At 68.7% G+C, this 23938-nt stretch carries 19 protein-coding genes and 1 pseudogene; 10 read left to right on the forward strand and 10 right to left on the reverse strand.

The annotated features are described in order from the left end of the window. Window positions 1-1104 precede the first annotated feature (1104 nt). Window positions 1105-1524, reverse strand: a pseudogene (locus FB475_RS38515) (protein kinase domain-containing protein); the annotation flags it as partial. Between the two features lie 276 nt (window positions 1525-1800). On the opposite strand from FB475_RS38515, the gene FB475_RS35695 reads away from it, so the two are divergent. Together FB475_RS35695 and lipB are read left to right on the forward strand one after the other, a co-directional pair. Beyond that, the gene (locus FB475_RS35695; protein WP_141862790.1) at window positions 1801-2889 is read left to right on the forward strand and encodes an IS110 family RNA-guided transposase; all 1089 of its coding nucleotides are present in this window, start codon (window positions 1801-1803) and stop codon (window positions 2887-2889) included. A gap of 424 nt (window positions 2890-3313) precedes the next feature. Further along, window positions 3314-4018: a lipoyl(octanoyl) transferase LipB gene (gene lipB / locus FB475_RS35705; RefSeq protein ID WP_141862792.1), complete on the forward strand. Its 705-nt coding sequence runs from the start codon at window positions 3314-3316 to the stop codon at window positions 4016-4018. Here the strand turns inward: lipB and FB475_RS35710 are convergent. After that, window positions 4000-5382, reverse strand: coding sequence for a sulfatase family protein (locus tag FB475_RS35710; RefSeq protein WP_141862794.1), 1383 nt, complete (start codon window positions 5380-5382; stop codon window positions 4000-4002). The two genes, lipB and FB475_RS35710, sit on opposite strands and share 19 nt — an antisense overlap. A gap of 99 nt (window positions 5383-5481) precedes the next feature. Here FB475_RS35710 and FB475_RS35715 point away from each other — a divergent pair, with 99 nt between their 5' ends. Then, the gene (locus tag FB475_RS35715) at window positions 5482-6882 is read left to right on the forward strand and encodes an MFS transporter (RefSeq protein ID WP_141862796.1); all 1401 of its coding nucleotides are present in this window, start codon (window positions 5482-5484) and stop codon (window positions 6880-6882) included. Between the two features lie 217 nt (window positions 6883-7099). Here the strand turns inward: FB475_RS35715 and FB475_RS35720 are convergent, their stop codons facing one another. The 5 genes from FB475_RS35720 to FB475_RS35740 form a co-directional block, all read right to left on the reverse strand. Further along, window positions 7100-8062: a LysR family transcriptional regulator gene (locus tag FB475_RS35720; RefSeq protein WP_141862798.1), complete on the reverse strand. Its 963-nt coding sequence runs from the start codon at window positions 8060-8062 to the stop codon at window positions 7100-7102. Window positions 8063-8171: 109 nt separating this feature from the next. Beyond that, window positions 8172-9338, reverse strand: a complete 1167-nt coding sequence (locus tag FB475_RS35725; RefSeq protein WP_141862800.1) for an ABC transporter permease — start codon at window positions 9336-9338, stop codon at window positions 8172-8174. After that, window positions 9335-10216, reverse strand: coding sequence for an ABC transporter ATP-binding protein (locus tag FB475_RS35730; RefSeq protein WP_202878696.1), 882 nt, complete (start codon window positions 10214-10216; stop codon window positions 9335-9337). Before FB475_RS35730 ends, FB475_RS35725 begins: the two co-directional genes overlap by 4 nt. Window positions 10217-10339: 123 nt before the next feature. Then, window positions 10340-11011, reverse strand: coding sequence for a response regulator (locus tag FB475_RS35735; protein ID WP_141862802.1), 672 nt, complete (start codon window positions 11009-11011; stop codon window positions 10340-10342). Next, a complete protein-coding gene (locus FB475_RS35740; protein WP_238332648.1) occupies window positions 11004-12272 on the reverse strand; it encodes a sensor histidine kinase in 1269 nt (422 codons plus the stop codon). Before FB475_RS35740 ends, FB475_RS35735 begins: the two co-directional genes overlap by 8 nt. 55 nt (window positions 12273-12327) lie before the next feature. On the opposite strand from FB475_RS35740, the gene lipA reads away from it, so the two are divergent. From lipA to FB475_RS35755, 3 genes are all read left to right on the forward strand, one after another. Further along, window positions 12328-13266, forward strand: coding sequence for a lipoyl synthase (gene lipA, locus FB475_RS35745; protein WP_185759585.1), 939 nt, complete (start codon window positions 12328-12330; stop codon window positions 13264-13266). Between the two features lie 15 nt (window positions 13267-13281). Further along, on the forward strand, window positions 13282-13977 hold the full coding sequence (locus FB475_RS35750; protein WP_141862808.1) for a DUF4191 domain-containing protein: 696 nt from the start codon (window positions 13282-13284) through the stop codon (window positions 13975-13977). A 111-nt stretch (window positions 13978-14088) separates the two neighbouring features. Then, the gene (locus tag FB475_RS35755) at window positions 14089-15369 is read left to right on the forward strand and encodes an SAM-dependent methyltransferase (RefSeq protein ID WP_141862810.1); all 1281 of its coding nucleotides are present in this window, start codon (window positions 14089-14091) and stop codon (window positions 15367-15369) included. On the opposite strand, the gene FB475_RS35760 is transcribed toward FB475_RS35755, so the two are convergent. After that, window positions 15366-15827 carry an RDD family protein gene (locus tag FB475_RS35760; protein ID WP_141862812.1) on the reverse strand — a complete coding sequence of 154 codons (462 nt, stop codon included), beginning with the start codon at window positions 15825-15827 and terminating at the stop codon, window positions 15366-15368. The two genes, FB475_RS35755 and FB475_RS35760, sit on opposite strands and share 4 nt — an antisense overlap. A gap of 189 nt (window positions 15828-16016) precedes the next feature. Here FB475_RS35760 and glnA point away from each other — a divergent pair, with 189 nt between their 5' ends. Both glnA and FB475_RS35770 read left to right on the forward strand, forming a co-directional pair. Beyond that, window positions 16017-17441, forward strand: coding sequence for a type I glutamate--ammonia ligase (gene glnA / locus FB475_RS35765; RefSeq protein ID WP_141862814.1), 1425 nt, complete (start codon window positions 16017-16019; stop codon window positions 17439-17441). 134 nt (window positions 17442-17575) lie between these two features. Beyond that, the gene (locus tag FB475_RS35770; RefSeq protein WP_202878697.1) at window positions 17576-19264 is read left to right on the forward strand and encodes a sialidase family protein; all 1689 of its coding nucleotides are present in this window, start codon (window positions 17576-17578) and stop codon (window positions 19262-19264) included. Here FB475_RS35770 and FB475_RS35775 read toward each other — a convergent pair. After that, window positions 19254-20129 carry an aldo/keto reductase gene (locus FB475_RS35775; RefSeq protein ID WP_141862816.1) on the reverse strand — a complete coding sequence of 292 codons (876 nt, stop codon included), beginning with the start codon at window positions 20127-20129 and terminating at the stop codon, window positions 19254-19256. The two genes, FB475_RS35770 and FB475_RS35775, sit on opposite strands and share 11 nt — an antisense overlap. An 85-nt stretch (window positions 20130-20214) precedes the next feature. Here FB475_RS35775 and FB475_RS35780 point away from each other — a divergent pair, with 85 nt between their 5' ends. Continuing rightward, window positions 20215-20799: a TetR/AcrR family transcriptional regulator gene (locus FB475_RS35780; RefSeq protein WP_141862818.1), complete on the forward strand. Its 585-nt coding sequence runs from the start codon at window positions 20215-20217 to the stop codon at window positions 20797-20799. On the opposite strand, the gene FB475_RS35785 is transcribed toward FB475_RS35780, so the two are convergent. Continuing rightward, the gene (locus FB475_RS35785) at window positions 20780-22663 is read right to left on the reverse strand and encodes a glycoside hydrolase family 76 protein (RefSeq protein WP_141862820.1); all 1884 of its coding nucleotides are present in this window, start codon (window positions 22661-22663) and stop codon (window positions 20780-20782) included. The two genes, FB475_RS35780 and FB475_RS35785, sit on opposite strands and share 20 nt — an antisense overlap. Before the next feature lie 164 nt (window positions 22664-22827). On the opposite strand from FB475_RS35785, the gene FB475_RS35790 reads away from it, so the two are divergent. Beyond that, window positions 22828-23877, forward strand: coding sequence for an LLM class flavin-dependent oxidoreductase (locus FB475_RS35790; RefSeq protein WP_141862821.1), 1050 nt, complete (start codon window positions 22828-22830; stop codon window positions 23875-23877). Window positions 23878-23938: the final 61 nt, after the last annotated feature.

A 23938-nucleotide genomic window follows, 5' to 3' on the forward strand; every position in this document is an offset into this window, starting at 1 on the left:
GTCGTCGCGAGGCGCGGCTGCGTGGCTATCCCAAGCCGCAGTGGCGTCACCCGGTGCGGAGGCGTCGCGAGGCGCGGTGACATCCGAAGGCGCGGTGACGTCGGGAGTCGCGGGCCAGTCGGTGGTTGCGTGGCCATCGCAAGCCGCAGTGGCGTCACCTGGCGCGTGGGAGTCGCGGGGCGTATGGGCGTCGCGAAGCGCGGTGGCGTCGCGAAGCGCGGTGGCGTCGCCCGGCGCGTCGGCGTCGCGAGCCGCATTGGCGTTGCCCGGCGCGGTGGCGTCGCTCGGTGCGGTGGCGTCGCTTGGCGCGGTGGCGTCGGGAAGCGGGGGCCAGTCGGTGGCTGCGTTGCCATCCCGAGCCGCAGTGGCATCCCGCGGCGCGTGCACGTCGCGGGGCGCGGTGGCGTCGTCCGAGGCGTGGGCGTCGGGAGTCGCGGCCCAGTCGGTGGCTGCGTTGCCATCCCGAGCCGCAGTGGCATCCCCCGGCGCGTGGGCGTCGCGGGGCCGGTGGGCGTCGCGGGGCGCGTGAGGGCCGCGAGGCGCCTTGGCGTCGCCGGGCGTTGTGGCGTCGCGAGGGGCGTTGACGGTATTGGGGGTGGGCTGGTGGTGGGGTGTGGGGAGCCAGGCGGTGGGGATTGATGTGGGTGGGTTGTTGGGGGCGGTGGGTGGGGTTGGGAGCCATGCGGATGGGGTGCGCGTGGGTGGAGGGTCTGTGGGGGTGGTCGTTGGGTGGGTTGGGTTGGTGGGGTGGGGCTTACCTGGAGAGTCGGGGTTGGCGTTCGTGGGGGTTGCCGATGGGGCGGCGGGGTGGGGTGGGGTCGTGTTGGGGTGGGCGGGTGCGGAGGTGTTGGGGTGGGCGGGTGGGGTGGGTGGGGGCCAGGTGGGTGGGTGGAGGCCTTCGGGTGGGATGGCTAGGTCTATGGGGGTTGCGGCGGAGATGGTTAGGAGGCGGGTGGGGAGGAGGTGGAGGGGGATTGCGGTGAAGAGGGGGTGGGGGAAGGAGTCGGGGTGGGTGGTTGCTTGGTGGGCGATGGTTTTGAGGGCGGTTGCGTCGGTGGTTGTGGTGGTGGGGTGTAGGACGGCGTCGGTGAGGATTGGGCGGCCGTCGGCGTCGAACATGATGTTGTTGGGGGTGATGGCGCCGTGGGTGAGGCCTGAGTTGTGGAGGTGGGTGAGGGCCTCGGCTAGGGGGATCAGGAGGGTGACTGTTTCGCCTTGGGTGAGTTTTCCTCGGCGGGTCAGGAGGGCGGTGAGAGTGCCGGCTACCAGGTGCTGGGTGATGAGGATCCAGCCCGCCTCGGTTTCGCGGTAGTCGAGTAGGCGGGCGACGTGGGGGTGGCGGAGGCGGGACAGCATGCCGAGGTCTTCGCGGACGCGGCGGCGGTCGGGGAGGGCGTTGATCGGGATGTGTTTGAGCACTGCGTTGCGGCCGGTTGCGCGGTCCCGGACCTGCCAGACGGTGCCGGTCGGTCCGGACCCGAGCTGCCGGCGCAGGCTGTAGCCGTCGAGGTCTGCGAGGTCCATGCCCAAGAGGATGCACCGATCGCCAACACCCCCGCGGAAGTTATCCACATGGATGATGGGTTCGCTGGCCGGATGACTCAGTTATCCACCGTCACCGGCAACAGGGGTTGACTTCGGGCTGATCCGTCTCCGGCCGGCGAGCTGCACGCACCGGCCGGACGGAACGTGACCTGATAGGAGCCTGTCGCAGAGGCCCGTCCATGTGCTGTCCGCCCGGACCGGCGGTGCGTGCCGTCCCGTGTCGGTTCGCACAACGGAAGGACGGCTGTCTCTACGATGACAGACCCGATCGGCGTTACTCACTTCGACATCACCGACATCGCCGGATCAGGCGAAGTCGTCGGCGGGGTCGACACCCACTTAGACACCCACACCGCCGCCTGCCTGGATCACCTCGGCCGACTGCTTGCCCATGCCCAGTTCCCGGCCACCAACGCCGGGGAGAAGCAGCTACTGACCTGGCTGAGGGGTTTCGGCGACCTTGCCGTGGTCGGGGTCGAGGGCACCGGCAGCTACGGCGCCGGCCTCGCCCGGCTGCTGACCTCCGAACACGTCCGGGTGGTGGAGGTGTCACGACCGAACCGGCAGAACCGCCGCCGCCGCGGCAAGTCCGACCCGATCGACGCTGAGGCCGCCGCCCGAGCGGTCCTGGCCGGCACCGCGACCGGCACTCCGAAGACCCGTACGGGGATCGTGGAGTCCATTCGCGTCGTGCGTACCACCCGCTCCGGCGCGATCAAGGCCCGGACCGCCGCCATCAACACCTTGCGCCAGCTCGTCACCACCGCGCCGGAACCACTACGCGGACAACTCGCCGGCCTCACCACCGACCAACTCATCCACGCCACCTCCGCACTACGCCCCACCACCGATCTGACCGACCCGGTCCAAGCCACCAAGACCGCGCTGCGCCGCCTCGCCCGCCGCTGCCAGCACCTGACCGAGGAAGTCACCGACGCCGACACCCAACTGCGCACTCTCACCCACCAGGCCGCACCGGCCCTGCTCGAACGCTGCGGCCTCGGCCCCGAAACAGCAGGCCAACTCCTCACCACCGCCGGCGACAACCCCCACCGACTGCACAGCAACGCCGCCTTCGCGGCCGTCTGCGGGGCATCTCCGGTTCCCGTCGCCTCCGGCCGCACCCACCGCGTCCGCCTTAACCGCGGCGGCGACCGCCAAGCCAACACCGCCCTGCACACCATCGTCTTGGTCCGCATGCGCCACCACCAGCCCACCCGCGCCTACGTCGCCCGCCGACGCGCCGAAGGCAAAACCACCAAAGAAGTCATCCGCTGCCTCAAACGCAACCTCTGCCGCGAACTCCTACCCCTCATCACCCAAGCGCTCACAACCCAGACTTGACGGCTCCGGGTCTATAGGAGCATCAGCCTCACCTCCCACCGCAGTCCCTGAGGTCGGCGGGGTCGGCGGGGTCTGGAGGTGCCAGCAGCTCCAGCGGGTCGTGAGCAGCTCGGCCCATGCAGCCGGTGGGCCGGGCCGCCGGGCCGGGGGGTCGGGCCGGGGGGTCGGGCCCGGGGGGTCGGGCCCGGGGGGGTCGGGCCCGGGGGGTCGGGCCGGGGGGGGTCGGGCCGGGGGGTCGGGCCGGGGGGGTCGGGCCAGGCCCGGGGGGTCGGGCCGTCGGGTCGGGCGGGGGGGTCGGCCCGTGCAGCCGGTGGGGCGAGGCCGTCGGGCTGGGCGTCGGGGCCGGCCCGACCCGACGGGCGTCGGGGCGGGTCGGCTGCGACCGCGAAGGGGACGTGGGGTGGGGCGTGCTTACACTCGGGGGGTGAGTGCTATCGAGTATGTGGAAGCCGGCGTGGTGGGTTATGAGGCTGCGTGGGCTGAGCAGCGGCGGTTGCATGCGGGGGTTGCGGGGGGTGCGGGGCGGGATACGGTAATTTTGCTGGAGCATCCGCCGGTTTACACGGCGGGCAAGCGGACCGAGCCCCATGAGCGGCCGGTGGACGGTACTCCGGTGGTGGATGTTGATCGGGGCGGGAAGATCACCTGGCACGGGCCGGGGCAGTTGGTTGGGTATCCGATTGTGAAGCTCGCCTCGCATGTGTACGTCGTGGACTATGTGCGGCGGCTGGAAGAGGCGTTGATCGGGGTTTGCGCGGAGCTCGGGGTGAAGACCGGCCGGGTGAAGGGGCGCAGCGGGGTTTGGGTTGCGGCTGATGATCGTGGGCGGGAGCGGAAGATCGCCGCGATCGGGATCCGGGTCGCGCAGGGCGTGACGATGCACGGGTTCGCGTTGAACTGCAACAACGATCTGGCGTGGTTCGATCGGATCGTTCCGTGCGGGATCTCGGATGCGGACGTGACGACGTTGTCCAAGGAGCTTGGGCGTGAGGTGACCGTCGCCGAGGTTCTGGAGCCGGTTCGCCGGCATCTCGACGAGCTCCTCGCGTGGAACGAGTACGAGCGCAGCCCGGACATCGATCACCACGAGGAGCCGCCGACCGCGATCACCTACGGGTTGACGGTCTGAGGGTCCAGCCCTACTTCGGCGCGCCACGACGCGTGCAGGGCGCGCAGGCGTTCGACGAGCTCGGGTTGGGCTGAGAGTTCGTTGCTCGACTCGCCGATGTTGTCGGCCAGGTTCGCGAGGAACCAGCCCTCGCCCATCGGCGCGTGTTCGTAGTCGCGCAGGTGGCGCGTGTTCTCGTCGTCGTCGACCCAGCTGAGCTTCCAGTCGCCTGACCGTACGGCCCATTGGAAGCCACAGTCCCAGTGCAGGTTCTCGTGCGCTGCGTCGGCGGATCCCGTGAGTACGGGTAGGATGTCTACGCCGTCGGCGCCGTCCACGGTTGCACCTGCGGCTGCCGCCAGCGTCGGTACCAGGTCCATCGTGCTCACGAGTGCGTTCGTACGACGGCCAGCGGGCAGCTGACCGGGCCAACGCCAGAGCATCGGGATGCGGATGCCGCCGTCCCAGAGCGTGTACTTCGTGCCACGCAGTGGAGCGTTGTCGCCGAAGTTGCAGGTGGAACCGCCGTTGTCGGTGATGTACACGACGATCGTGTCGTCGCCGGCCGCGTCGAGCAGGCGGCCGATCTCGGCGTCCATCAGCTCCAGCTGGGCGAGGTAGTACTCGCGGCCGTGCGGGAGGTTCGGCACGATCACGTCGTCGTACCACTCCATGAACGGGCCGTCCGCGTCCGGTGACCAGTCGCGGAACGTGGGAAGTCCGCGCTTCTCCAGCTCTTCCTGCGGTAGCTGCCAGCAGAAGTTGTGTACGGCGTTGAACGCGACCATGCAGAAGTACGGCCGCTCGTCCGCTGCGCTCATGAACTGTGTTGCCCGTCGGCCGAACTCAGCCGTCAGGAAGCCCTCGTGTTCCACAGGCTCGTCTCCTGAGAGCAGGGGTTGCACGGCCATGTGGTGTGCGGCGGGCTGGCCGTAGGATTCCACGGCCTCCTCTGAGTGGTGCAGGTAATTCAGCCGGCCGAAGGACTGCCCCGCGAGCCCGTAGAGCGTCTCCTCGAACCCGTGGTGCGGCGGACACGCCCTGTCCCCCACGTCCTCCTTGCCGTAGTGCACCTTGCCGAAGTACCCGGTCCGGTAGCCCTGGTCGCGCAGAACCTCGGCCAGCGTCGGTACGTCGTCCGGCGGGAACGCGGCCGAGTCGAACCATTGGCCGCCCCACCGTTGCTGGTACCGCCCGGAGATGATCGACGCGCGGGACGGGCTGCAGATCGGCGCGGTGACGTACGCGTCGGTGCAGGTCACGCCCTCCGCAGCCAGGCGGTCCAGGGACGGGGTCAGTACGTCCGGGTGCACGCCGAGGCCGCCGCGGTCGGCGTACCCGTGGTCGTCGGAAACGATCAGGAGAATGTTCGGAGGACGGTCCATGGCCACAGCCTAGGCAAGCGCCTAGGCGAGCAACCGCCTATCTGTGTGGTACCGAAGTGTCTGCGAGGTGTGACGGCAGTTCGTCGCTACCTTGGGGGTGTGTCCAAATTTCTTGGGTTCTTGCTCGGCGTAGCCGTTGCTCTGGCCGGACCGGCCGTGTTCGGAGTCCTCGCGGCGCCGGGTGGTATCGAGCTGAATGCCAAAGGGATGGCGCTCGCCTTCGGGATCGGCGCGCTCGTGTTCTGGGCCGTCGTGTCGTACTTCTCCGGCGCGGGTGCGCTCGGGGCGTTCGTGGCCTTCGGCACCTTGGTCTACTGCTGGCTGTGGATCCCGAACCGGACCACGAACTTCCTGAACGACGTCCCCGGCGTCACCAACGGGATGATCGACGGGACGAAGCAGTACACGCTGAACGGCGTCGTGCCGATCCTCGGCGTGATCTCGCTGGTGTACGCCGTCCAGCTGATCGTCCGCGCGGTGCAACGGCGGCGGCGTGAACGCGCCGAGGCCGAGCGGCTGCAGCGGGAGCAGGAGGCGGCGCAGGCGCAGCAGGAGGCGGACGTCGCGGCCGTGTACCCGGTTGCTGCGGGCACCTATCAGGCGCCTGCTGCTTATCAGGGGCACAGCTCGTACGACGACCTGTTCGACGAGCCGGAGCCGGTGCGGCCGCGGAACCAGGCGGACGAGCAGACGCGGCAGTTCCCGGTCGGTGGGGACGAGGAGTTCGAGCAGACCCGCCCGTTCCCGGCACCGGATGCCGACAGCAACAAGTCCGACGAGACCGTCGCCGCGGCACCCGTCGCCGAGAAGCAGGCTGAGCCGGTCGCGGACGAGCCCACGGCTCCTGCTCCTGTGACGGAAGCGCCTGCGGCGTCGGTTGGCAAGCAGGAGCCCGAGGCGCAAGAGACGAGCGCTGCCGTGAGCAAGCAGCAGTCAGTCGCCGGGTCCGAGCCGACAGCTGAGGCGTCTGCGGTCCCCGGGGAGCAGGAGGCTGTCGGGGCACCTGCTCCGGTGGCGGACGAGGCGACCGTTCCGGTGGCCAAGCAAGAGGTTGTCGGGGCACCTGCCCCTGTGGCGGACGAGCCGACGGTTCCGGCGGCCAAGCAGGAGCCTGTCGCAGCACCCGGTCCGGTCGCGGACGAGCCGACGGTTCCGGCGGCCAAGCAGGAGTCTGTCGCAGCACCCGCTCCCGTGGTGGGAGAGTCGGCCGCTCCTGTTGTGAAGCAGGAGGCTGCGGCGGAGCAGCCCGCGGTCGACGAGTCTGCGGCTGGGGAGTCTGCGGCCGGGGAGACCAAGCCAGTCGAGGCGAAGCCGGTGGAGGCCAAGGCAGCTGAAGCCAGGTCGGCCGATTCGAAGGCTGAGGCAACGAAGGTCGAGGAGAGCCCGAAGGTTTCGCCGAAGGAGCAGGTGGGGTCTCAGTATCGGGAGCGGATGGAGAACCCGGAAGACACCGGTGAGTTCTTCCTCGCCTTCGAGAACCCGGCCGTCAAACCAGCCTAGGGAACGCTGGCCCCGGAACGTCGGGCTCGGAACGCTGGCCCCAGAACGTCGCGCTCGGAACGGCGGGCTCGTAACGCTGGCCTCGGAACGGCGGCTCGTAACGCCGGCCTCGTAACGGCGGCTCGGAACGGCGGTTCGGAACATCGGGCTCAGCAACCGGTCTACGAGAGGCCGGTCCGGGGGACGTCGGGCTAGGCAACGTTGGGCTGGGGGCGATTTAGGCGACGTGCATGTGTTGTTGGTGTTCTCCTCGGCGGGCGTGTTCTGTGAGGGCCTCGTTGTAGGCGGTGGTTGCTATTGCCAGGACCTCGCGGGACAGCTGTGCTCGGGGGGACTCCGTGCTCCAGGCCAGTACCAGCTTGCGGTGGATCGGGTTCCCGGCGAGGGTGCGCGTGGTTACTTCCGGGGAGAGCATTCGGTACGACGTGGGTGAGATGAGCGCCACGCCCTGGCCGCTGGTGACGAACCCCATCAGTACTGACGTATCAACCGAATGATGCTCGACCCGGGGCTGGAAGCCCGCCGCCTCACACGCTGCACGGAACAGGACGTGGAAGCCGCTGTCGTCCGGCGGTTCTCCGATCCACTCCTCGTCGCGCAGCGCGGCCAACTCGATCTCGCCGCGGGTCCGCGCCGCCACCGGATGATCGGCGGACAAGGCGACGTACGCCGACTCCGACTCGACCACGGTGGTCGACTCGACACCGGCCGGCAACCGCAGCTCGAACCCGGGGAACTCGCGCAACAACGCGAAATCCAGCCGTCCGCTCTCGAGCTGCTGCAGCAACACACTCGAGGACCACTCGACCTCGACGCTGACCTGCTCGATCTCCCCGTGGTCCCGCAACCGGGACGCGATCCCCGACGTCGGCGCGGTCGGGAATCCACCGAGCCGGACCGCCGACGACTCAACCGCGGTCATCGCGGACACGGTCGCCGCGAGGTGGTCGACGTCGACCAGGATCGCCCGCGCGCGGTCGACGGCGTACCGGCCCAGCGGGGTCGGGGTGACGCCGGTTCGCGAGCGCTCGAACAGCTCTCCGCCGAACGCGGCCTCGATCCGCTTCAGCTGCGCCGTCAGGCTCGGCTGGCTGACCTTGAGCCAGCGGGCGGCCCGTCCGACGGACCCCGCTTCCGCCACCAGGACGACAACTCGCAGATGGCGCAGCTCCACGTTCATGCGTCGAGACCGTAGTCGAGGTGCACGCACAGCTCACAGGCGACCTACATTGCGGTTTCGTCACAGCCGAGCCCGCACCTGTAACGCGAGACCCGGCCGCGACGATTAATCAGCCCCGCTCCAACGCCAACGCCTCGCGGTAACCCAACCGGCGGCCCGTCTGCAGCAGCGTGCGCTCGTACAGCCGCGCCCCCATCCGCACGATCAGTACCGTGGCCGCGAGCAACAGCGCGATCGCGACGAGCGGCTGCCAGACCGGTACGTCCTCGGTGAGCATCCGCCCCGGCATCGACATCGAGGAGGCGATCGGGACGAACGACGCCACCGTCTTGGCCGACGACCCCGCGAACACCGAGAAGAAGAACGGGATCATCAGGATCATCTGCCCCGGCAGCGTGGTCGATCCGAGGTCCTCCTGCCGCGTGGCCAGCGATCCGGCGACCGCCCACAGCCCGGCCAGCGCCACGAACCCGAGTACGAAGAACACCACGAACCAGCCCGCGACCGGCGCCACCACCTCGAGGATCGCGGCCTGATCGGTCGCGAGCAGCCCGATCAGCGACGCTCCCGCGATGATCACGATCTGCCCGAGCGCGAGCGCGGTGTTGCCGAGCACCTTGCCCCACAGCAGCGACCGGATCGGTACCGCGGCCGCCAGGATCTCGACGACCCGGCTCTCCTTCTCCTGGACGACGCTCTGCGCGATCATCATGCCGAACCCGAGCGCGGTCATGTAGAACACCAGCGCCAGCCCGACGTTCACGAACTGCGACACCACATCCGGCAACGGACCGGGCTTCAGCAGGTCGACCTGGACCTTCGTGCCGACGTGCAACTCCGCGGGGGTGAGTCCAGCCTTCGCCGCATTCGCCGCCGTACCAACAGACGCCACGGCCTCCCGCAGCGCGCTCTCGATGCCGCTGTCGACGTGGTCCTTGCCCAGGACGACGTACCCGTCGTCGCCGGGCAGCAGCGCGGCCTTCACGTCGCCATCGGTGACGGCTTTGGTGGCAGCGGACCGATCGGCCAGTCGTACGACCTCGTACCCCTTGCCGCCGGCTGTGGTCGATGCCTGCTGCACCACCTTCGCCCCCGACTCGTCGACCACGCCGATCTTCGAAGGGCCGCTGTTACCCGCCAGGACCGCCGGCAGGATCGTCGCGGCGATCACGATCAGCAGCATCACCACGGTCGAGCCGACGAAGGTCTTGTCCCGCAGTTTCGTGGTGACCTCGCGCTCCGCGATCAGCACCCACGGCCTGTCCAATGCGTTCATCGGGTCGCCTCCCGGAAGACATCGCTCAACGCCACCCGCTCCGGCCCGAACTCCAGCACCGGCCCGCGGCTGATCGCCTCCTGCAGGATCTTCTGCTCCATCGCGGCATCCAGTACGTCGAACAGCGCCGTACCGCCGGCCACGTCCCGCACCTGGATCCCGCGGAGGTCACGCAACCAGCCCGCGTCGCCGTCGATCACCAGGCGGTACGTCGACGCCGCGCCGGCCGAGAGCTCCGCAACGGAACCGGCCGCGACCACCTTGCCGCGGGACAGTACGACGAGGTCGTCGCACAGGCGCTCCACCAGATCGAGCTGATGGCTGGAGAACAGCACCGGCACTTCTGGCGTCACCTCCTCGCGGAGCAGGTCGACCATCGCGTCCACGGCCAGCGGGTCGAGGCCGCTGAACGGCTCGTCGAGCACCAGCGCGATCGGTTGGTGGACCAGCGCGGCCGCGATCTGCACCCGTTGCTGGTTGCCCAGCGAGAGCGTCTCGAGTACGTCGGTGGCGCGCTCGGCCAGGCCGAGCCGCTCGAGCAGCTTGTCGGTCCGCTCCAAGGCTCGCTCCGGGTCGAGCCCGTGCAGCCGGCCGAAGAACACCAACTGGTCGCGGATCTTCATCTTCGGGTACAGCCCACGCTCCTCGGGCATGTAGCCGAAGTCACGGCGGACCTCCTGCGTCAACGGCCCGCCCTGCCAGCGCACCTCGCCGGCGGTCGCGGCCAGTACGCCGAGGATGATCCGCATCGTCGTCGTCTTCCCGGCCCCGTTGGCCCCGACGAATCCGGTCATCCGTCCCGGTACGACGTCGAAGGTCACGTCGTCCAGCGCCAGATGATCACCGAACCGCCGGGTGAGCCCACTCACCCTGAGCATGTGTGTCACCGTTCCCATCAGCTCCGCCGGACGCCCGTCGCCCGACCCTCCCCAAGCTAGCCAGAGGGCGTCTCGGCGTACGTCGGCCGTGAGGGTGACTGCCGGGGTCATCCGCAGGACGGATCAGCTGGAGGTGTCGTCTCCGGGGGTCACGAGGCCGCATTCGTACGCGAACACGACCGCCTGGACGCGGTCGCGGAGGCCGAGTTTGAGCAGGACCCGGGAGACGTGGGTCTTCACGGTCGCCTCGCCGACGTACAGCTGAGAGGCGATCTCGGTGTTGGTCAGGCCGCGGGCGATCAGGCTGAGCACCTCGCGCTCGCGGTCGGTCAGCTCGGCCAGCAGGTCCGGCCGGTAGACGCGTTCGCCGCCACCGGCGAAGCGCTTGATCACGCGGCGCGTGACCTCGGGCGCGAGCAACGCGTGGCCGGAGTGCACGATCTGGATCGCCTCGACCAGGTCCTCCGGCGCGGTGTTCTTCAGCAGGAACCCGCTCGCCCCGGCGCCGAGCGACTCGAACAGGTAGTCGTCGCGGTCGAACGTGGTCAGGATCACGACCTTCCCGGCGTCCTCGGCGACGATCCGCTGAGTCGCGGTGATCCCGTCCACGCCGGGCATCTGGACGTCCATCAGTACGACGTCGGGCCGCAACGCGAGCGCCAGCTCGATCGCCTTCTCGCCGTCGGCCGCCTCACCGACCACCTCGATCTCCGGCTCGACCGACAGGATCATCCGGAACCCCGCCCGCACCAGGTCCTGATCGTCGACGAGCAACACCCGCAGCTTGTCAGTCAACTGGTACTCCAATCAGCGGGATTCGGACGCGGACCCGGAATCCTCCCACGGGGCGGGGGCCGATCTCGCTCTCACCGCCGAGCAGGGCGACCCGTTCGCGGATCCCGACGTGACCGAGCCGGCTGCCGACCGGCGCGTGCTTCGGACGGCCGTCGTCGAGCACCTCCAGCTCCACCGCGTCACCGAGATAACGCAGCGTGAGGTGAGCGCTGCGGGCCGTCGAATGTTTACGAACGTTGGACAGCGCCTCCTGCGCGATCCGGTACACCGACACCGACACGGTCTTCGGCAGTTCGGCCGGCGAGCCGATCTGGTGGAACCCAACCTCCAGCCCGAGTCCGTTCGCCTCCGCGATCAGCGCGGGCAACCGGTCGGCGCCGGCCTGCGGCTCCTTCGGGTCCGGCGTACCGACGTCGAGGTCCGGGTCGGCGGCGCGGAGCATGCCGAGCAGTTGGCGCATCTCGTTCACCGCGCTCCGGCTCGAGTCCTCGATCACGTTCAGCGCGTTCTTCGCGGCGTCCGGATCGGTGTCCATCACCCGGCGCGCTCCCCCGGCCTGGATGCCGATACTGCTGATGTGGTGTGCGACCACGTCGTGAAGTTCCCGGGAGATCCGCAGCCGCTCGTCGATCACTGCGCGCCGGGCGTTCGCCTGCTGTTGCGCGGCGAGTTCGGTCGCCTGCTGTTCCAGTTCGGACCGCTGCCGAGCGGTTCCCCAGGCGGTCCGGCCCCAGAAGTACGCCCCGAAGAAGTAGAGAACGTTCAGCGCGACCGCCAGCACCACACTCGATACGTACGGCGAGAACAGCGCATCGTTCGGTCCTTCGAGCGCGTTGTTCCGCAGCGCCTGGACGAAGTTCAGGCCGAGCCAGCCGAACATCGCGAGAAACACGACCGCCACCGCGACCTTCATCAGCCGCCGGTCGCGGGCCCAGGCGACCGCCGCGTAGACCGCCATGAACATGGTCGCCTGGGTGACCAGGTTGCCCTGGTACGAGAACAGCGCACGCTCGCCGTTCACCACGAACAGCACCGCGACCGCCAGCAGCACCGGAATCGGCCACCGGCGCCGGAAGCACAGCGGCAACGCCACGGCGGCGCTCAGTACGTACGGCTCGACGCCGCCGATCCCCAGGCTGACGTGCTGCGGCGACCCGCCGCGGGCGAGCTCGGTCCCGAACACACCGGCCGCCGCCATCCCGAGTCCGAGCAGTACGTCGTACCGCTGCTCACGGGCGGTCGGCGCCGGACGTGTCCACATTCTCATCAGCGTACGGGTGAAACACCGCTGAACCGTGGCGCGTACCCTTGGAGTCGTGACCATCGCCCCAGAAGGACGGAAGCTGCTCAGGCTCGAGGTGCGCAACGCGGAGACCCCGATCGAGCGTAAACCCGAGTGGATCAAGACCCGCGCGAAGATGGGCCCGGAGTACCAGGCGCTGCAGAAGCTGGTGAAGTCCGAAGGACTGCACACGGTCTGCCAGGAAGCCGGCTGTCCGAACATCTTCGAGTGCTGGGAGGACCGCGAGGCCACCTTCCTGATCGGTGGCGATCAGTGCACGCGGCGCTGCGACTTCTGCCAGATCGACACCGGCAAGCCCGAGGCCCTCGACCGCGACGAGCCCCGCCGCGTCGCCGAGTCGGTCCGCAGCATGGGTCTGCGGTACGCGACCGTCACCGGCGTCGCCCGCGACGACCTGGACGACGGCGGCGCCTGGCTGTACGCCGAGACGATCCGCCAGATCCACGAGCTGAACCCGGGCACCGGCGTCGAGATGCTCGCGCCCGACTTCAACGCCGTACCCGAACAGCTCGCCGAGGTGTTCTCGTCGCGGCCCGAGGTGTTCGCGCACAACGTCGAGACCGTGCCGCGGATCTTCCGCCGGATCCGGCCGGGCTTCCGCTACGAACGGTCCCTGGACGTGATCACCCAGGCCCGCGACTACGGCCTGGTCACCAAGTCCAACCTGATCCTCGGCATGGGCGAGACCCGCGACGAGGTCAGCCAGGCGCTCAAGGACCTGCACGCGGCCGGCTGCGAGATCATCACGATCACGCAGTACCTGCGTCCGTCCGTGCGGCACCACCCGGTCGAGCGCTGGGTCAAGCCCGAGGAGTTCGTCGAGCTGGACGCGGAGGCGCAGGAGATCGGCTTCGCCGGGGTGATGTCCGGTCCGCTGGTACGGTCCTCCTACCGCGCCGGTCGGCTGTACCGTCAGGCGGTCGAGTCACGTATGAACGCTACGCAGGCATAACAGGACAGGGTAGAGATGGCCAAGAACGACGCCCCCGCGGAGAAGACCGGCAGGCTGAAGCAGATCCTGCAGGCCTATCAGATGACCAAGAAGTCCGACCCGAAGGTCGGGCTGGTACTGGCCGGGATCTTCCTCGGCATCGTCGCGGTGTTCGTCGTGCTCGCACTGCTGGTCGGGCCGCTGCTGGTCTGGCTGCCGCTGGGCGTGGCGATCGCGTTCCTGGTCACCACGATCATCTTCGGCCGCAAGGTCGAGAAGGCGGCCTACAGCCAGATCGAGGGCCAGGCCGGTGCGGCCGCGTCCGCGCTGCAGACGCTCCGCCGCGGCTGGACCGTCGCCCCCGCGGTCGCGGTCACCAAGAACTCCGACATCGTGCACCGCGTGGTCGGCCGGCCGGGCATCGTCCTGGTCGGCGAGGGCCAGCCGAGCCGGGTGAAGAACCTGCTCGCCGCCGAGGCGAAGAAGCACAACCGGGTCGCCGGTGGCGCGCCGGTGACGCAGATCATCGCCGGTCAGGGCGAGGGCGAGGTCGACATCCGCAAGCTGACCAAGCACGTGATGAAGCTGCCGGCCGTCCTGCAGCCGTCCGAGATCACCGACCTGCTGCAGCGGCTGAAGGCGCTGGACGCGGTCCGCCCACAGGTGCCGATGCCCAAGGGTCCGGTCCCGACGAGCCTGAAGGGCGCCCGCCAGGCCATGCGCGGCCGGTGATCAAACTGTAACCAAGAGGCATGTTCGGCAGTTGAACTGTTCACATGCGCCGTGGGGAGGCTGGTTGCCCTTAGAGTGCGACCAGGACGGGATTACAGGGGAACAGACGACATGACGGACCTGATGCCGGCGGTCCATCAGCCGGTGACCGAGACGTGGCCTTCGCTGGCCCGTCCGCGTTCCAATCCGGTACGCCGGTACGGCGCCGCGACCGCGATCCGGCTGATCGCCAAGGACCTGCCCGCCACCATCCACCTCGACAGCAACCGCTCCTACGGATTGGGCGGGCCGGCAATGCGGGTGCATCGAACGTCGGCGTTCCTTGACCGGCTCGGGCAGGACGCCGGCTCCGGCTTCGGCGAGGCGTACCTGGCCGGCGACTGGGACCCGGAGCCCGGCACCGACCTGGCCGACCTGCTGGTCCCGTTCGCGGAACGGTTCAGCAACGAGGAGACCCGGCATCTGCTGCCGAAGTGGGCCCAGTCGCTGCGCTGGCTGGTGACCAAGTCGCAACCGGGCGAGCAGGAGAACGACCGGGCCGGCGCCCGGGAGAACGTCAGCCGGCACTACGACCTCAGCAACGCGATGTTCTCGGAGTTCCTGGATCCGACGCTGACCTATTCGGCGGCGTACTTCGGCGCTGACACGAGCCTCGATCTGGCGTCCGCGTCGTACGACGAACTCACCGCGGCTCAGTTGCGCAAACTCGACTCGATCCTCGACGCGGCCGGGGTGCGGTCCGGGTCGCGGGTGCTCGACATCGGCTGCGGGTGGGCCAGTCTGGCGATCCGGGCCGCCCAGCGCGGCGCCTGGGTGACCGCGATCACGATCGCCTCGCAGCAGGCGCTGCTCGCGCAACGCCGGATCGCCGAGGCCGGCGTCGGCGACCGGGTGCAGGTCGCGCTGCGGGACTACCGCGACCAGATCGGCGAGTTCGACGCGGTGCTCAGCGTGGAGATGATCGAGGCGGTCGGCGAGAAGTACTGGCCGGTGTACTTCGACGCGATCGAGCGGCGGCTCGCGCCCGGCGGGATCGGCGTGGTGCAGGCGATCGTGATGCCGCACGAGCGGATGCTTGCCACCCGCAACACCTTCACCTGGGTGCAGAAGTACATCTTCCCGGGCGGCCTGATCCCGTCGATCAAGGTGATCGAGGACATCACCTCGCAGCACACCGGCCTGCGCGCCGAGGTGATCCGGCACCTGGGACCGGACTACGCGCGGACGCTGCGGATCTGGCGGAACCGGTTCATCGAGCGCTGGCCGGCGATCGCCGCGCTCGGCTTCGACGACACGTTCCGGCGGATGTGGGAGTTCTACCTCGCGTACTCCGAGGCCGGCTTCCGCACCGGGTACCTTGACGACGTGCAGTTGATGCTGACCCGGCGTTAGCGGCGTACGACGATCGTCTTCGCGGCCAGGTCGTGCAGGCCGCGGCGTTCGCGGTCGAACACCACCGCGGGGATCACGAGCAGGATCAGCACCGAGCGGATGATGCCGGCCAGCAGCCCGGGCGGTCCGTCGTACGTCTTGCGGTCGCGGACCGGGGCGACGCGAAGCCCACACAGCCGGTGGCCGATCGTGCTGCCGAGCAGGCCGGCCAGGATCGCGGACATCGCGAAGAACGCCGCGGTGTGCAGCAGGCTGTGATTGTTCCCGCCCGCCCACATCGGCCGCCCGGTCAGCGCGGACGCGATCAGGCCCGCGATCAGCCAGTCGATCACCAGCGCCAACACCCGCCGGCCCCAGGTCCCGACCGACCCCGGACCGTCCTCCGGCAGGCCAAGCCGATTGCCCGGGTAACGGAATTCTTCGGAGGGTCCGGTTGCGGGCTCCGCGGATGATGCCATGATGTCTAGCCTACGGACACGCGCCGAGACGCCCCCGAACGGGGCGCGATATCTCAGGGCGTAACCGCCGTACACCAGTGGGTCAGCGCGGACACGCTGGGCGTAACATCCGCGAAACATCAGGGTCACGACGGAGAAACCGGGTGGCCCTACGTTCAGATGAATCTCTGAGCCACCCTAGGAGTACGTATGTTTTCCAGCGCGGAGGAGCTGCTCGCCTACGTCAAGGACGAGGGCGTCGAGATCGTCGACATCCGGTTCTGTGACCTTCCCGGCATCATGCAGCACTTCACCGTCCCGGTGTCGTCGTTCGGTCCCGAGGTCTTCGAGGAGGGCCTGGCCTTCGACGGTTCGTCGGTGCGCGGGTTCCAGCAGATCCACGAATCGGACATGAAGCTGCTGCCGGACCCGACCAGCGCGTTCATCGACGAGTTCCGCACCGCCAAGACGCTGGTCGTGAACTTCTTCGTACACGACCCGCTGACCGGCGAGGCCTACTCGCGGGACCCGCGCAACATCGCCCGGAAGGCCCAGGAGTACCTGAAGTCGACCGGCATCGCGGACACCGCGTTCTTCGCGCCGGAGGCCGAGTTCTACGTCTTCGACGACGTCCGGTTCGAGACCAAGTCGAACGGTGCGCACTACTCGATCGACTCGATCGCCGGCGCCTGGAACACCGGCCGGGTCGAGGACGGCGGCAACCGCGGCTACAAGGTCCGCTACAAGGGCGGCTACTTCCCGGTCGCGCCGACCGACCACTTCGGTGAGCTGCGCGACGACATCACGCTGGCGCTGGAGCGGTCCGGGCTGATCGTCGAGCGCGCCCACCACGAGGTCGGCACCGCCGGTCAGGCCGAGATCAACTTCCGCTTCGACGAGCTGCTCAAGGCCGCCGACGACGTGATGAAGTTCAAGTACATCGTCAAGAACACCGCGTGGAAGGCCGGCAAGACCGCGACCTTCATGCCGAAGCCGATCTTCGGCGACAACGGCTCCGGGATGCACTGCCACCAGTCGCTGTGGAGCAACGGCGACCCGCTGTTCTACGACGAGTCCGGGTACGGCGGCCTGTCCGACGTGGCCCGCTGGTACATCGGCGGTCTGCTCAAGCACGCCCCGTCGCTGCTGGCCTTCACCAACCCGACGGTGAACTCGTACCACCGGCTGGTGCCGGGCTTCGAGGCGCCGGTCAACCTGGTGTACTCGTCCCGGAACCGCTCGGCCTGCATCCGGATCCCGATCACCGGCTCGAACCCGAAGGCCAAGCGCATCGAGTTCCGCTGCCCGGACCCGTCGGCGAACCCGTACCTGGCCTTCTCGGCCCAGCTGCTGGCCGGCCTGGACGGTATCCGCAACAAGATCGAGCCGGCCGACCCGGTCGACAAGGACCTGTACGAGCTGCCGCCGGAGGAGCACGCGGGCATCGCCCAGGTGCCGACCTCGCTGCCGGCCGTGATCGACTCGCTCGAGGCCGACCACAGCTTCCTGCTCGAGGGCGACGTGTTCACGTCCGACCTGATCGAGACCTGGATCGACCTCAAGCGCGAGACCGAGATCGCCCCGATCCAGCTCCGCCCGCACCCGCACGAGTTCGAGCTTTACTACGACGTCTGAGTCGTAGCTGAGTCCTAGCTGAGAAAAGCCCCACCCGATTGATTCGGGTGGGGCTTTTTCATGGTCTGGACCGGGCCGGAACACAGGCGCAGAATGCGCATGACATCGCTCGGGGGCTCGGAAGGGGGAACACAGTGAGGCCGTCATACATGCGCCGGTCCGCGATTCTCGGAGTACTGGGTCTGCTCGGATCGCTCGCACTGGTAGCCACGCCCGCGACGGCGGCGCCGAGCGCCGTTGCCGTTCACAACCCGTTGCTCAAACAGACCTTGGCGGAGGAGGAGGAACCGGACCCGGACGACCCGGCCCAGTCGGCACTCTGCCAGTCGTTCCTCGGGCAGCCGAACCCGTATCCGGCGACGGCGCCGAACGTCGACCAGATCGTCGGTGACACCGTGGTACCGGTCGGCTCGCAGGCCGGCTGCAGCGCGGCGCAGAACGAGACCACGATCGCGGTCAACACGCGCAACCCGTACAACATCGTCGGTGGCGCCAACGACTACCGGCTGTTCAACGCGCGGGAGAACCGCAACGACAGCTCGAGTTTCGCCTACACGTCGTTCAACGGCGGGCGAACCTGGAGCAACATCATGATCCCCGGGCTGACCATCACCTCCGGCGGGACCGGCGCGTTCCACTGGTTCGACGGATCCGGTGACCCGGTGGTCGCGTTCGGGCCGGGCAACACGGTGTACTTCGCGAGTCTGCTGTTCAGCCGGTCGACTCCGCTCGGCGGTCAGGAGGCGAGCGCGATCGTCGTCAACACGTCTCACGACGGCGGACTGCACTGGGGTCCCCCGCGCGTGGTCGCGATGGACGGCGTCAACCCTGACGGGACGCCGACGGTCACACACATCTTCAACGACAAGCCGTGGATGGCCGCCGATCCGTCCAGCGGCCGGGTGTACGTGAGCTGGACCCGGTTCACCTACGACAGCAAGGACAACTACGTCGAGTCGCCGATCATGGTCTCGGCGAGCGTGGACTTCGGCACGCACTTCGCCGCACCGGTACGGATCCCGCCGTCGCTGGACGGCTTCTCGGGCGGCATCACGCCGTTCGACCAGGGCTCGAACCCGCAGGTCGGCAACGACGGGCAGCTGTACGTCGCCTACGAGGCGTCGGTCTGCGCGACCGCGGCGTGTGACAGTGCGGGTGACCGGGACGCCACGGTCGTTGCCACGTCGACCGATCACGGACGGACCTTCCGGCACGCGATCGTCGACACGAACTACGACTTCCCAGCCACGCTGACCGGGGAGAACTTCCGGCTAAACAGCTACCCGCAACTGGCGTACGACCGGCTCAACGGGAAGCTGACCGTGGTCTGGTCGGACGACCGCAACGGCCTGTACGACCCGGCGACCGGCGCATCGGTACGGACGAACGGCGACAACGTGGTCTCGTCCTCGGGCAACGGCAAGACCTGGTCCCGGCCGCTGGTGATCGGCACGCCGCAGGACGAGTTCTTCAGCGCGGTTGCGGCGCGCGACGGCAAGGTCGCGATCACGTCGTACACCAGGCACTACGACCCGAACGGGATCAACCTCGACTACGCGTACTGGTCCGCCTCCGGCACCCGGTCGCTGAGCCGGGCGGCGACCCAACGGATCACCACCGTCTCGGAGAACCCGCAGGTCCAGTTCCTGTCGGTCAACCCGGACGGCACCGAGGTCCAGGGCGTCTTCATCGGCGACTACTCCGCCGTCGCGATCGGCGCGGACCTCCGCATCCACCCGAGCTGGACCGATTTCCGCGGCAACCCCGGCGTGAACACGCCCAACCAGGACGCCTACACCCAGAGCATCGCGCTCAGGCACTGACGCCCAGTTGGTCGAGCTCGGCGAGCATCGCCTCGTCGAGCTCGACCTCGGCCGCCCGGAGGTTCTCCTCCAGGTGCGCGATGCCGCGGGTGCCGGGGATCAGCGCCGTGTGGTTGTCGTGGGCAAGGATCCACGCGAGGGAGATTGCCGCCGGTGTGGTGCGCTCGCGGTCGGCGATCCGGCGTACGGCGGGATGCTCGGTCGGGGACGGGATGCGGTCGAAGGCCGAGCCGAGTGGGAAGTACGGAACGTAGGCGATGTCGTTCGCGGCGCAGATTTCCAGCTGCCCCTCGGACGAGCGGTCGAGCAGGTTGTAGGCGTTCTGGACGCAGACGATTCCGGCCGGGAGGGCCTGGTTCAGCTGGGTGGTGCTGACGTTGCTGAGGCCGATCGCGCCGATCAGGCCTTCGTTGCGGAGGGCAATCAGTTCGGCGAGTTGGTCGTCGAGCGGGACGACCTGGTCGCCCTCGGCGATCAGGCCCGGGCCCTGGTCCGCCCGGCGGAGGTTGACCACCGGCACCTGATCGAGGCCGAGCGACCTGAGGTCGAGGTGGACCTGCTCCCGCAGTTCGTGCGGCCGCTGGGCGAGCGTCAACTGTGCGTCGACGCGGCGGGCGCCGACCTTGCTGACGATCACCAGGTCCTCCGGGTACGGACGCAGCGCGGCCCGGATGTGCTGGTTCACGGTCGTGTAGCCGTAGAACGATGCGGTGTCGAGGTGGTTGACGCCGAGCTCGACGGCGCGGTGCAGTACGGCGGACGCCGCGGCCGTATCCACATGCTCGAGCTGCATCGCGCCGTACCCGATCCGGGCGATCTCGTGCTGACCGAGCTTGACAGTGCCCCCAGGGCGTTGAGATGTCATCTGCTGAGGTCCTCAGGTAGAGTCGACGGAAACGGAGAATTCTCCGATTTCTCGACGATAGCACTAACTGGAGGTTTCTCCACTTATGCGTGCGGACGCGGCTCGTAAACGCGAGCAAGTGGTTGCGGCGGCCGGTGACGAGCTCGCCGATCTCGCCGTGGCCGCGCGCAAAGGCGAGACGGCCCGGCTGTCGCTGGACAAGGTGGCGGCTCGGGCGCGGGTCGGAGTCGCCACGCTGTACCGGCACTTCCCGACCCGCGAGGCACTCCTCGAAGCCGTCTACCACCAGGAGCTCACCCGGCTCTGCGAGGCGGCGCCCGGCCTGGCCGCCGGAGCACCGCCTGACGAGGCACTACTCACCTGGATGTACCGCTACCTCGACTTCGTCGACTCCAAGCGGGCCATGGGCTCCGACCTGCGGACGATGGTTGCCTCGGGCGCCATCACCCAGACTGACACGCGCGCCCGCCTCACCGCGGCGGTCGAGCCGTTCCTCGCGAAAGGCATCGGGGCCGGCGTTTTCCGCTCCGACGTACCGGCCGGTGACGTCGTCGCGGCGATGGCCGGCGCGGTGTTCGCCGCCGATCCGGCCGACTCGACGCAGCAGCGCGAGCAGACCGAACGCCTGCTCGCACTGCTGATCGACGGGCTCAGTTGTACGTCGCGGTGACGTGGTAGACCCGGCCGCCCCAGCCGTCGTTCGGGAACGAGTCGGAGATCCGGACGTAGCCGGCTTTACCTGATCCGTTGCCCAGGTACGGCGTGAGGTCGAAGGTGCGGGTGGCCTTGTTCTGGCCGTCGTGGTACTGGTTCGTCTCGGTGGCGACGGTCGTCCAGTTCTGACCGTCGCCGCTGAGCTGGACGACGAACTCGTTGTCGATCGTCAACGCCACCGATGCCGACGATGCGTCGGACGGGAACGGGAACCGGTAGACGAAGTACGAGTTCCCGTCCGCGAACCGGTTCTGCACGCCGTTGCTCTGCGACCCGTCGGCGTCGTACAGCCACGGGGTCTCGGCCGCCGTACCGGTGTCGAAGTCGGCCTTGTGGGCAAGGAGAATGTCCGCACGCGTCGTGTACGACAGCTGTGGCCCGGACGTCACCGTGGCGGTCACCGAGTGCAGACCGTCCGCCGTGCCGGCCGGGATCGTGACGTCGAGGTCGACGGACGTGTCGACCGGTACGGCGTTGCCGCGGGTCGTGAGCGTCACCGTGGAACGGGCCGGAGTGACCGTCCAACCCGACGGGCCGGCCGCCTGGACGACCGCGGTGGTGCGGTCGCCGACGGAACCGGTGGCCTGAACGCCGACCTTGATCTTCACGTGCGTCGCGCTACCGGTTGCCGGCATCACCACGGGCAGGGCCGGATCGGTTGTCGCGGACAGCGATCGGACCGGCGGTGTCGCGGGTACGGCCGCCAGCAGGGCGCTGAGGGCGCTGGCCTGTGTACGCCAGTCGAAGACGTTCGGGGTCTCGCCGGACCACCGCTCCCCCAACCGGTCGGATGCGTCGCGGTCGTTGTTCCAGACCGTCGCGGCCTGCTGGGCGACGAAGGCGGTGTAGCGGCTGTCGTGCGTGGTGTCCGCGAGGTCCATCCAGTACCGCATGAAGATGCCCTTGAACTGCTTGCCGTTGTCGTCACACGTCCGGCCCGGCGCATCGCAGTACTCCGTGAGCACGCCGTCGGTGACGAGACCCCCCGGGGCGATGGCTGCGTCGGCGAGGCGCCGTACCGTCGTCAGCAAGGCAGGCTTGTGGGTCGCCCGCCAGAGCTCGAGGCCCGCGCCGATCGCGAGGCCTTGGTTGTAGGACCAGACCGTATCGCCGTTGCTCTCGCAGTTGTCCTTCAGACCGTCGTTCACCAGGCCGGCCGAGTTGATCATGCCGCTTTTGGTGAACCAGTTCCAGCCCTCCTGCGCGCGGCCGAGCCAGCGCGTGTCGTGCGGCATCCGGTTGTGCAGCTCGGCGGTGAGGCGGATCCAGAGGCCGTTGGTGACGGCGTTCTTGTACGTGCGTTCGCCGTTCCACCAGACGCCGCCACCACACGTGCTCGGATCCCAGTAGCCCTCGACGTACTCCGCGATCTTCACCGCCATGTCGAGGTACTTGGGGTTCTTGGTCAGGTCGTACGCCTGGACCCAGGTGAGACCCCACCACTCGGAGTCGTCGATCGCGCGGCTGGTGAAGTTGCCGAGCAGCTCGTCGCCGGACAGGTAGCCGGCCGGGAACGCGCCCTTGTCCTTCTCGAACGTGTTGTCCAGCTGCGGCAGGTAGCGGCGGTCGCCGGTGCGCTGCATGTAGTCGCCGATGGTCTGCAAGGCGACAGCCGAGTTCCACCAGCTCGAGGGGAACCAGGCTTTGTTCGGCTCGTACGAGCTCATCAACTGGTCGGCGGCGACCCGGGCACGGGCGACGGCGGTCGGGCCGGACGCAGCCTGACCAGGGCTCGCACCGGCCGGCGGCGACACCAGCCCGAGGGCGAGCGTCACCACCCCGGCGACGAGCAGGCGGAGAGTAGGACGACGGACGGGCATGGGCGGGCTCCTCGAGCTTGGAAACGTTTCACCGAGCTTCGAGGCAGTATCGTCGTCGGGCGAGACAACGATGTCAATGGCTCGGCAGCACTGCAAATCGAGCATCGCGACCACGGGGCGAGACAGCGAAAGTGTGGTAATTCAATAGACTTACTCTGCTGGGTATGACTTTCCTCTGGTACATCCCGAACCAGGTCGACCCCGGTCATCGTGGGGACGACGCCGTCCAGGGACACAACAGCATCGAGCGGTTGACCGAACTTGCCCAGCTCACCGAAAAGCACGGGTGGTCCGGGGCGCTGATCGGCACCGGGTGGGGGCGGCCGGACACGTTCACGGTGGCCACCGCGCTGGCCGCGCGGACCACGACCTTCCGGCCGCTGGCCGCGATCCGGCCCGGGTACTGGCAGCCCGCGCACTTCGCGTCGGCGGCGAGCACGCTCGACCAGCTCACCGGCGGGCGGCTGCTGATCAACATCGTCTCCGGCCAGGACAACCTCGCCGCGTACGGCGACAGCGAAGGCGATCAGCCGCAGCGCTACGCCCGTACGAAGGAGTTTCTCCAACTGGTACGGCGATTGTGGACCGAGGAGGACGTGACGTACCAGGGCGAGTACTTCTCCGTCAGCGGGTCCACCGTCGCCACGCGTCCCGTCGTACGCGAGGGCCGCCCGCATCCCACGTTGTACTTCGGTGGCGCGTCGGACGCGGCGCAACGGGTGGCCGCGACCGACGCCGACGTACAACTCTTCTGGGGTGAACCACTCGACGGCGTCGCGGCCCGGATCGCGAAGCTGCGCGAACTGGAGAACGAGCTCGGGCGCGAACACCCGCCGCTGGAGTTCGGCCTGCGGATCACCACGCTCGTCCGCGACACCACCGACCAGGCGTGGGCGGACGCCGAGGCGAAGGTCGCCGAGATGGCTGAAAAACAAGGGTCCCGAGACGGCCGCTGGTTCAAGGCGGTCGGCCAGCAACGTCTGCTGGACCTGGCCGAACGCGGCGAGGTCCTCGACGACAACCTCTACACCGCACCCGGCAAGTACGGCGGCGGCGGCGCCGGCACCACCTGGCTCGTCGGCTCCCCCGAGGACGTCGCCAAGTCCCTCCACCGCTACCGCGACCTGGGCATCACCCACTTCATCCTCTCCGATACCCCCTACCGCGACGAAACCATCCGCATCGGCGACCAACTCCTCCCGCTGCTCCGCTAAACGGCCAGTTCCGCGAAGACATGCTGTGGTTGTTGGGGCGTTCGCACGCCTCGGGCTGATT

Source organism: Kribbella jejuensis (assembly GCF_006715085.1).
Lineage (GTDB): Bacteria > Actinomycetota > Actinomycetes > Propionibacteriales > Kribbellaceae > Kribbella > Kribbella jejuensis.

What these genes read in the sequence shown, in the direction of transcription:
- FB475_RS35710 (WP_141862794.1), bottom strand. Translation starts at nt 5,382, where the DNA reads ATGGACCGTCCTCCGAACATTCTCCTGATCGTTTCCGACGACCACGGG.
- FB475_RS35750 (WP_141862808.1), top strand. Translation starts at nt 13,282, where the DNA reads ATGGCCAAGAACGACGCCCCCGCGGAGAAGACCGGCAGGCTGAAGCAG.
- FB475_RS35720 (WP_141862798.1), bottom strand. Translation starts at nt 8,062, where the DNA reads ATGAACGTGGAGCTGCGCCATCTGCGAGTTGTCGTCCTGGTGGCGGAA.
- FB475_RS35775 (WP_141862816.1), bottom strand. Translation starts at nt 20,129, where the DNA reads ATGACATCTCAACGCCCTGGGGGCACTGTCAAGCTCGGTCAGCACGAG.
- FB475_RS35760 (WP_141862812.1), bottom strand. Translation starts at nt 15,827, where the DNA reads ATGGCATCATCCGCGGAGCCCGCAACCGGACCCTCCGAAGAATTCCGT.
- FB475_RS35785 (WP_141862820.1), bottom strand. Translation starts at nt 22,663, where the DNA reads ATGCCCGTCCGTCGTCCTACTCTCCGCCTGCTCGTCGCCGGGGTGGTG.
- FB475_RS35755 (WP_141862810.1), top strand. Translation starts at nt 14,089, where the DNA reads ATGACGGACCTGATGCCGGCGGTCCATCAGCCGGTGACCGAGACGTGG.
- FB475_RS35780 (WP_141862818.1), top strand. Translation starts at nt 20,215, where the DNA reads ATGCGTGCGGACGCGGCTCGTAAACGCGAGCAAGTGGTTGCGGCGGCC.
- FB475_RS35730 (WP_202878696.1), bottom strand. Translation starts at nt 10,216, where the DNA reads ATGCTCAGGGTGAGTGGGCTCACCCGGCGGTTCGGTGATCATCTGGCG.
- glnA (WP_141862814.1), top strand. Translation starts at nt 16,017, where the DNA reads ATGTTTTCCAGCGCGGAGGAGCTGCTCGCCTACGTCAAGGACGAGGGC.
- FB475_RS35740 (WP_238332648.1), bottom strand. Translation starts at nt 12,272, where the DNA reads ATGTGGACACGTCCGGCGCCGACCGCCCGTGAGCAGCGGTACGACGTA.
- FB475_RS35790 (WP_141862821.1), top strand. Translation starts at nt 22,828, where the DNA reads ATGACTTTCCTCTGGTACATCCCGAACCAGGTCGACCCCGGTCATCGT.
- FB475_RS35725 (WP_141862800.1), bottom strand. Translation starts at nt 9,338, where the DNA reads ATGAACGCATTGGACAGGCCGTGGGTGCTGATCGCGGAGCGCGAGGTC.
- FB475_RS35695 (WP_141862790.1), top strand. Translation starts at nt 1,801, where the DNA reads ATGACAGACCCGATCGGCGTTACTCACTTCGACATCACCGACATCGCC.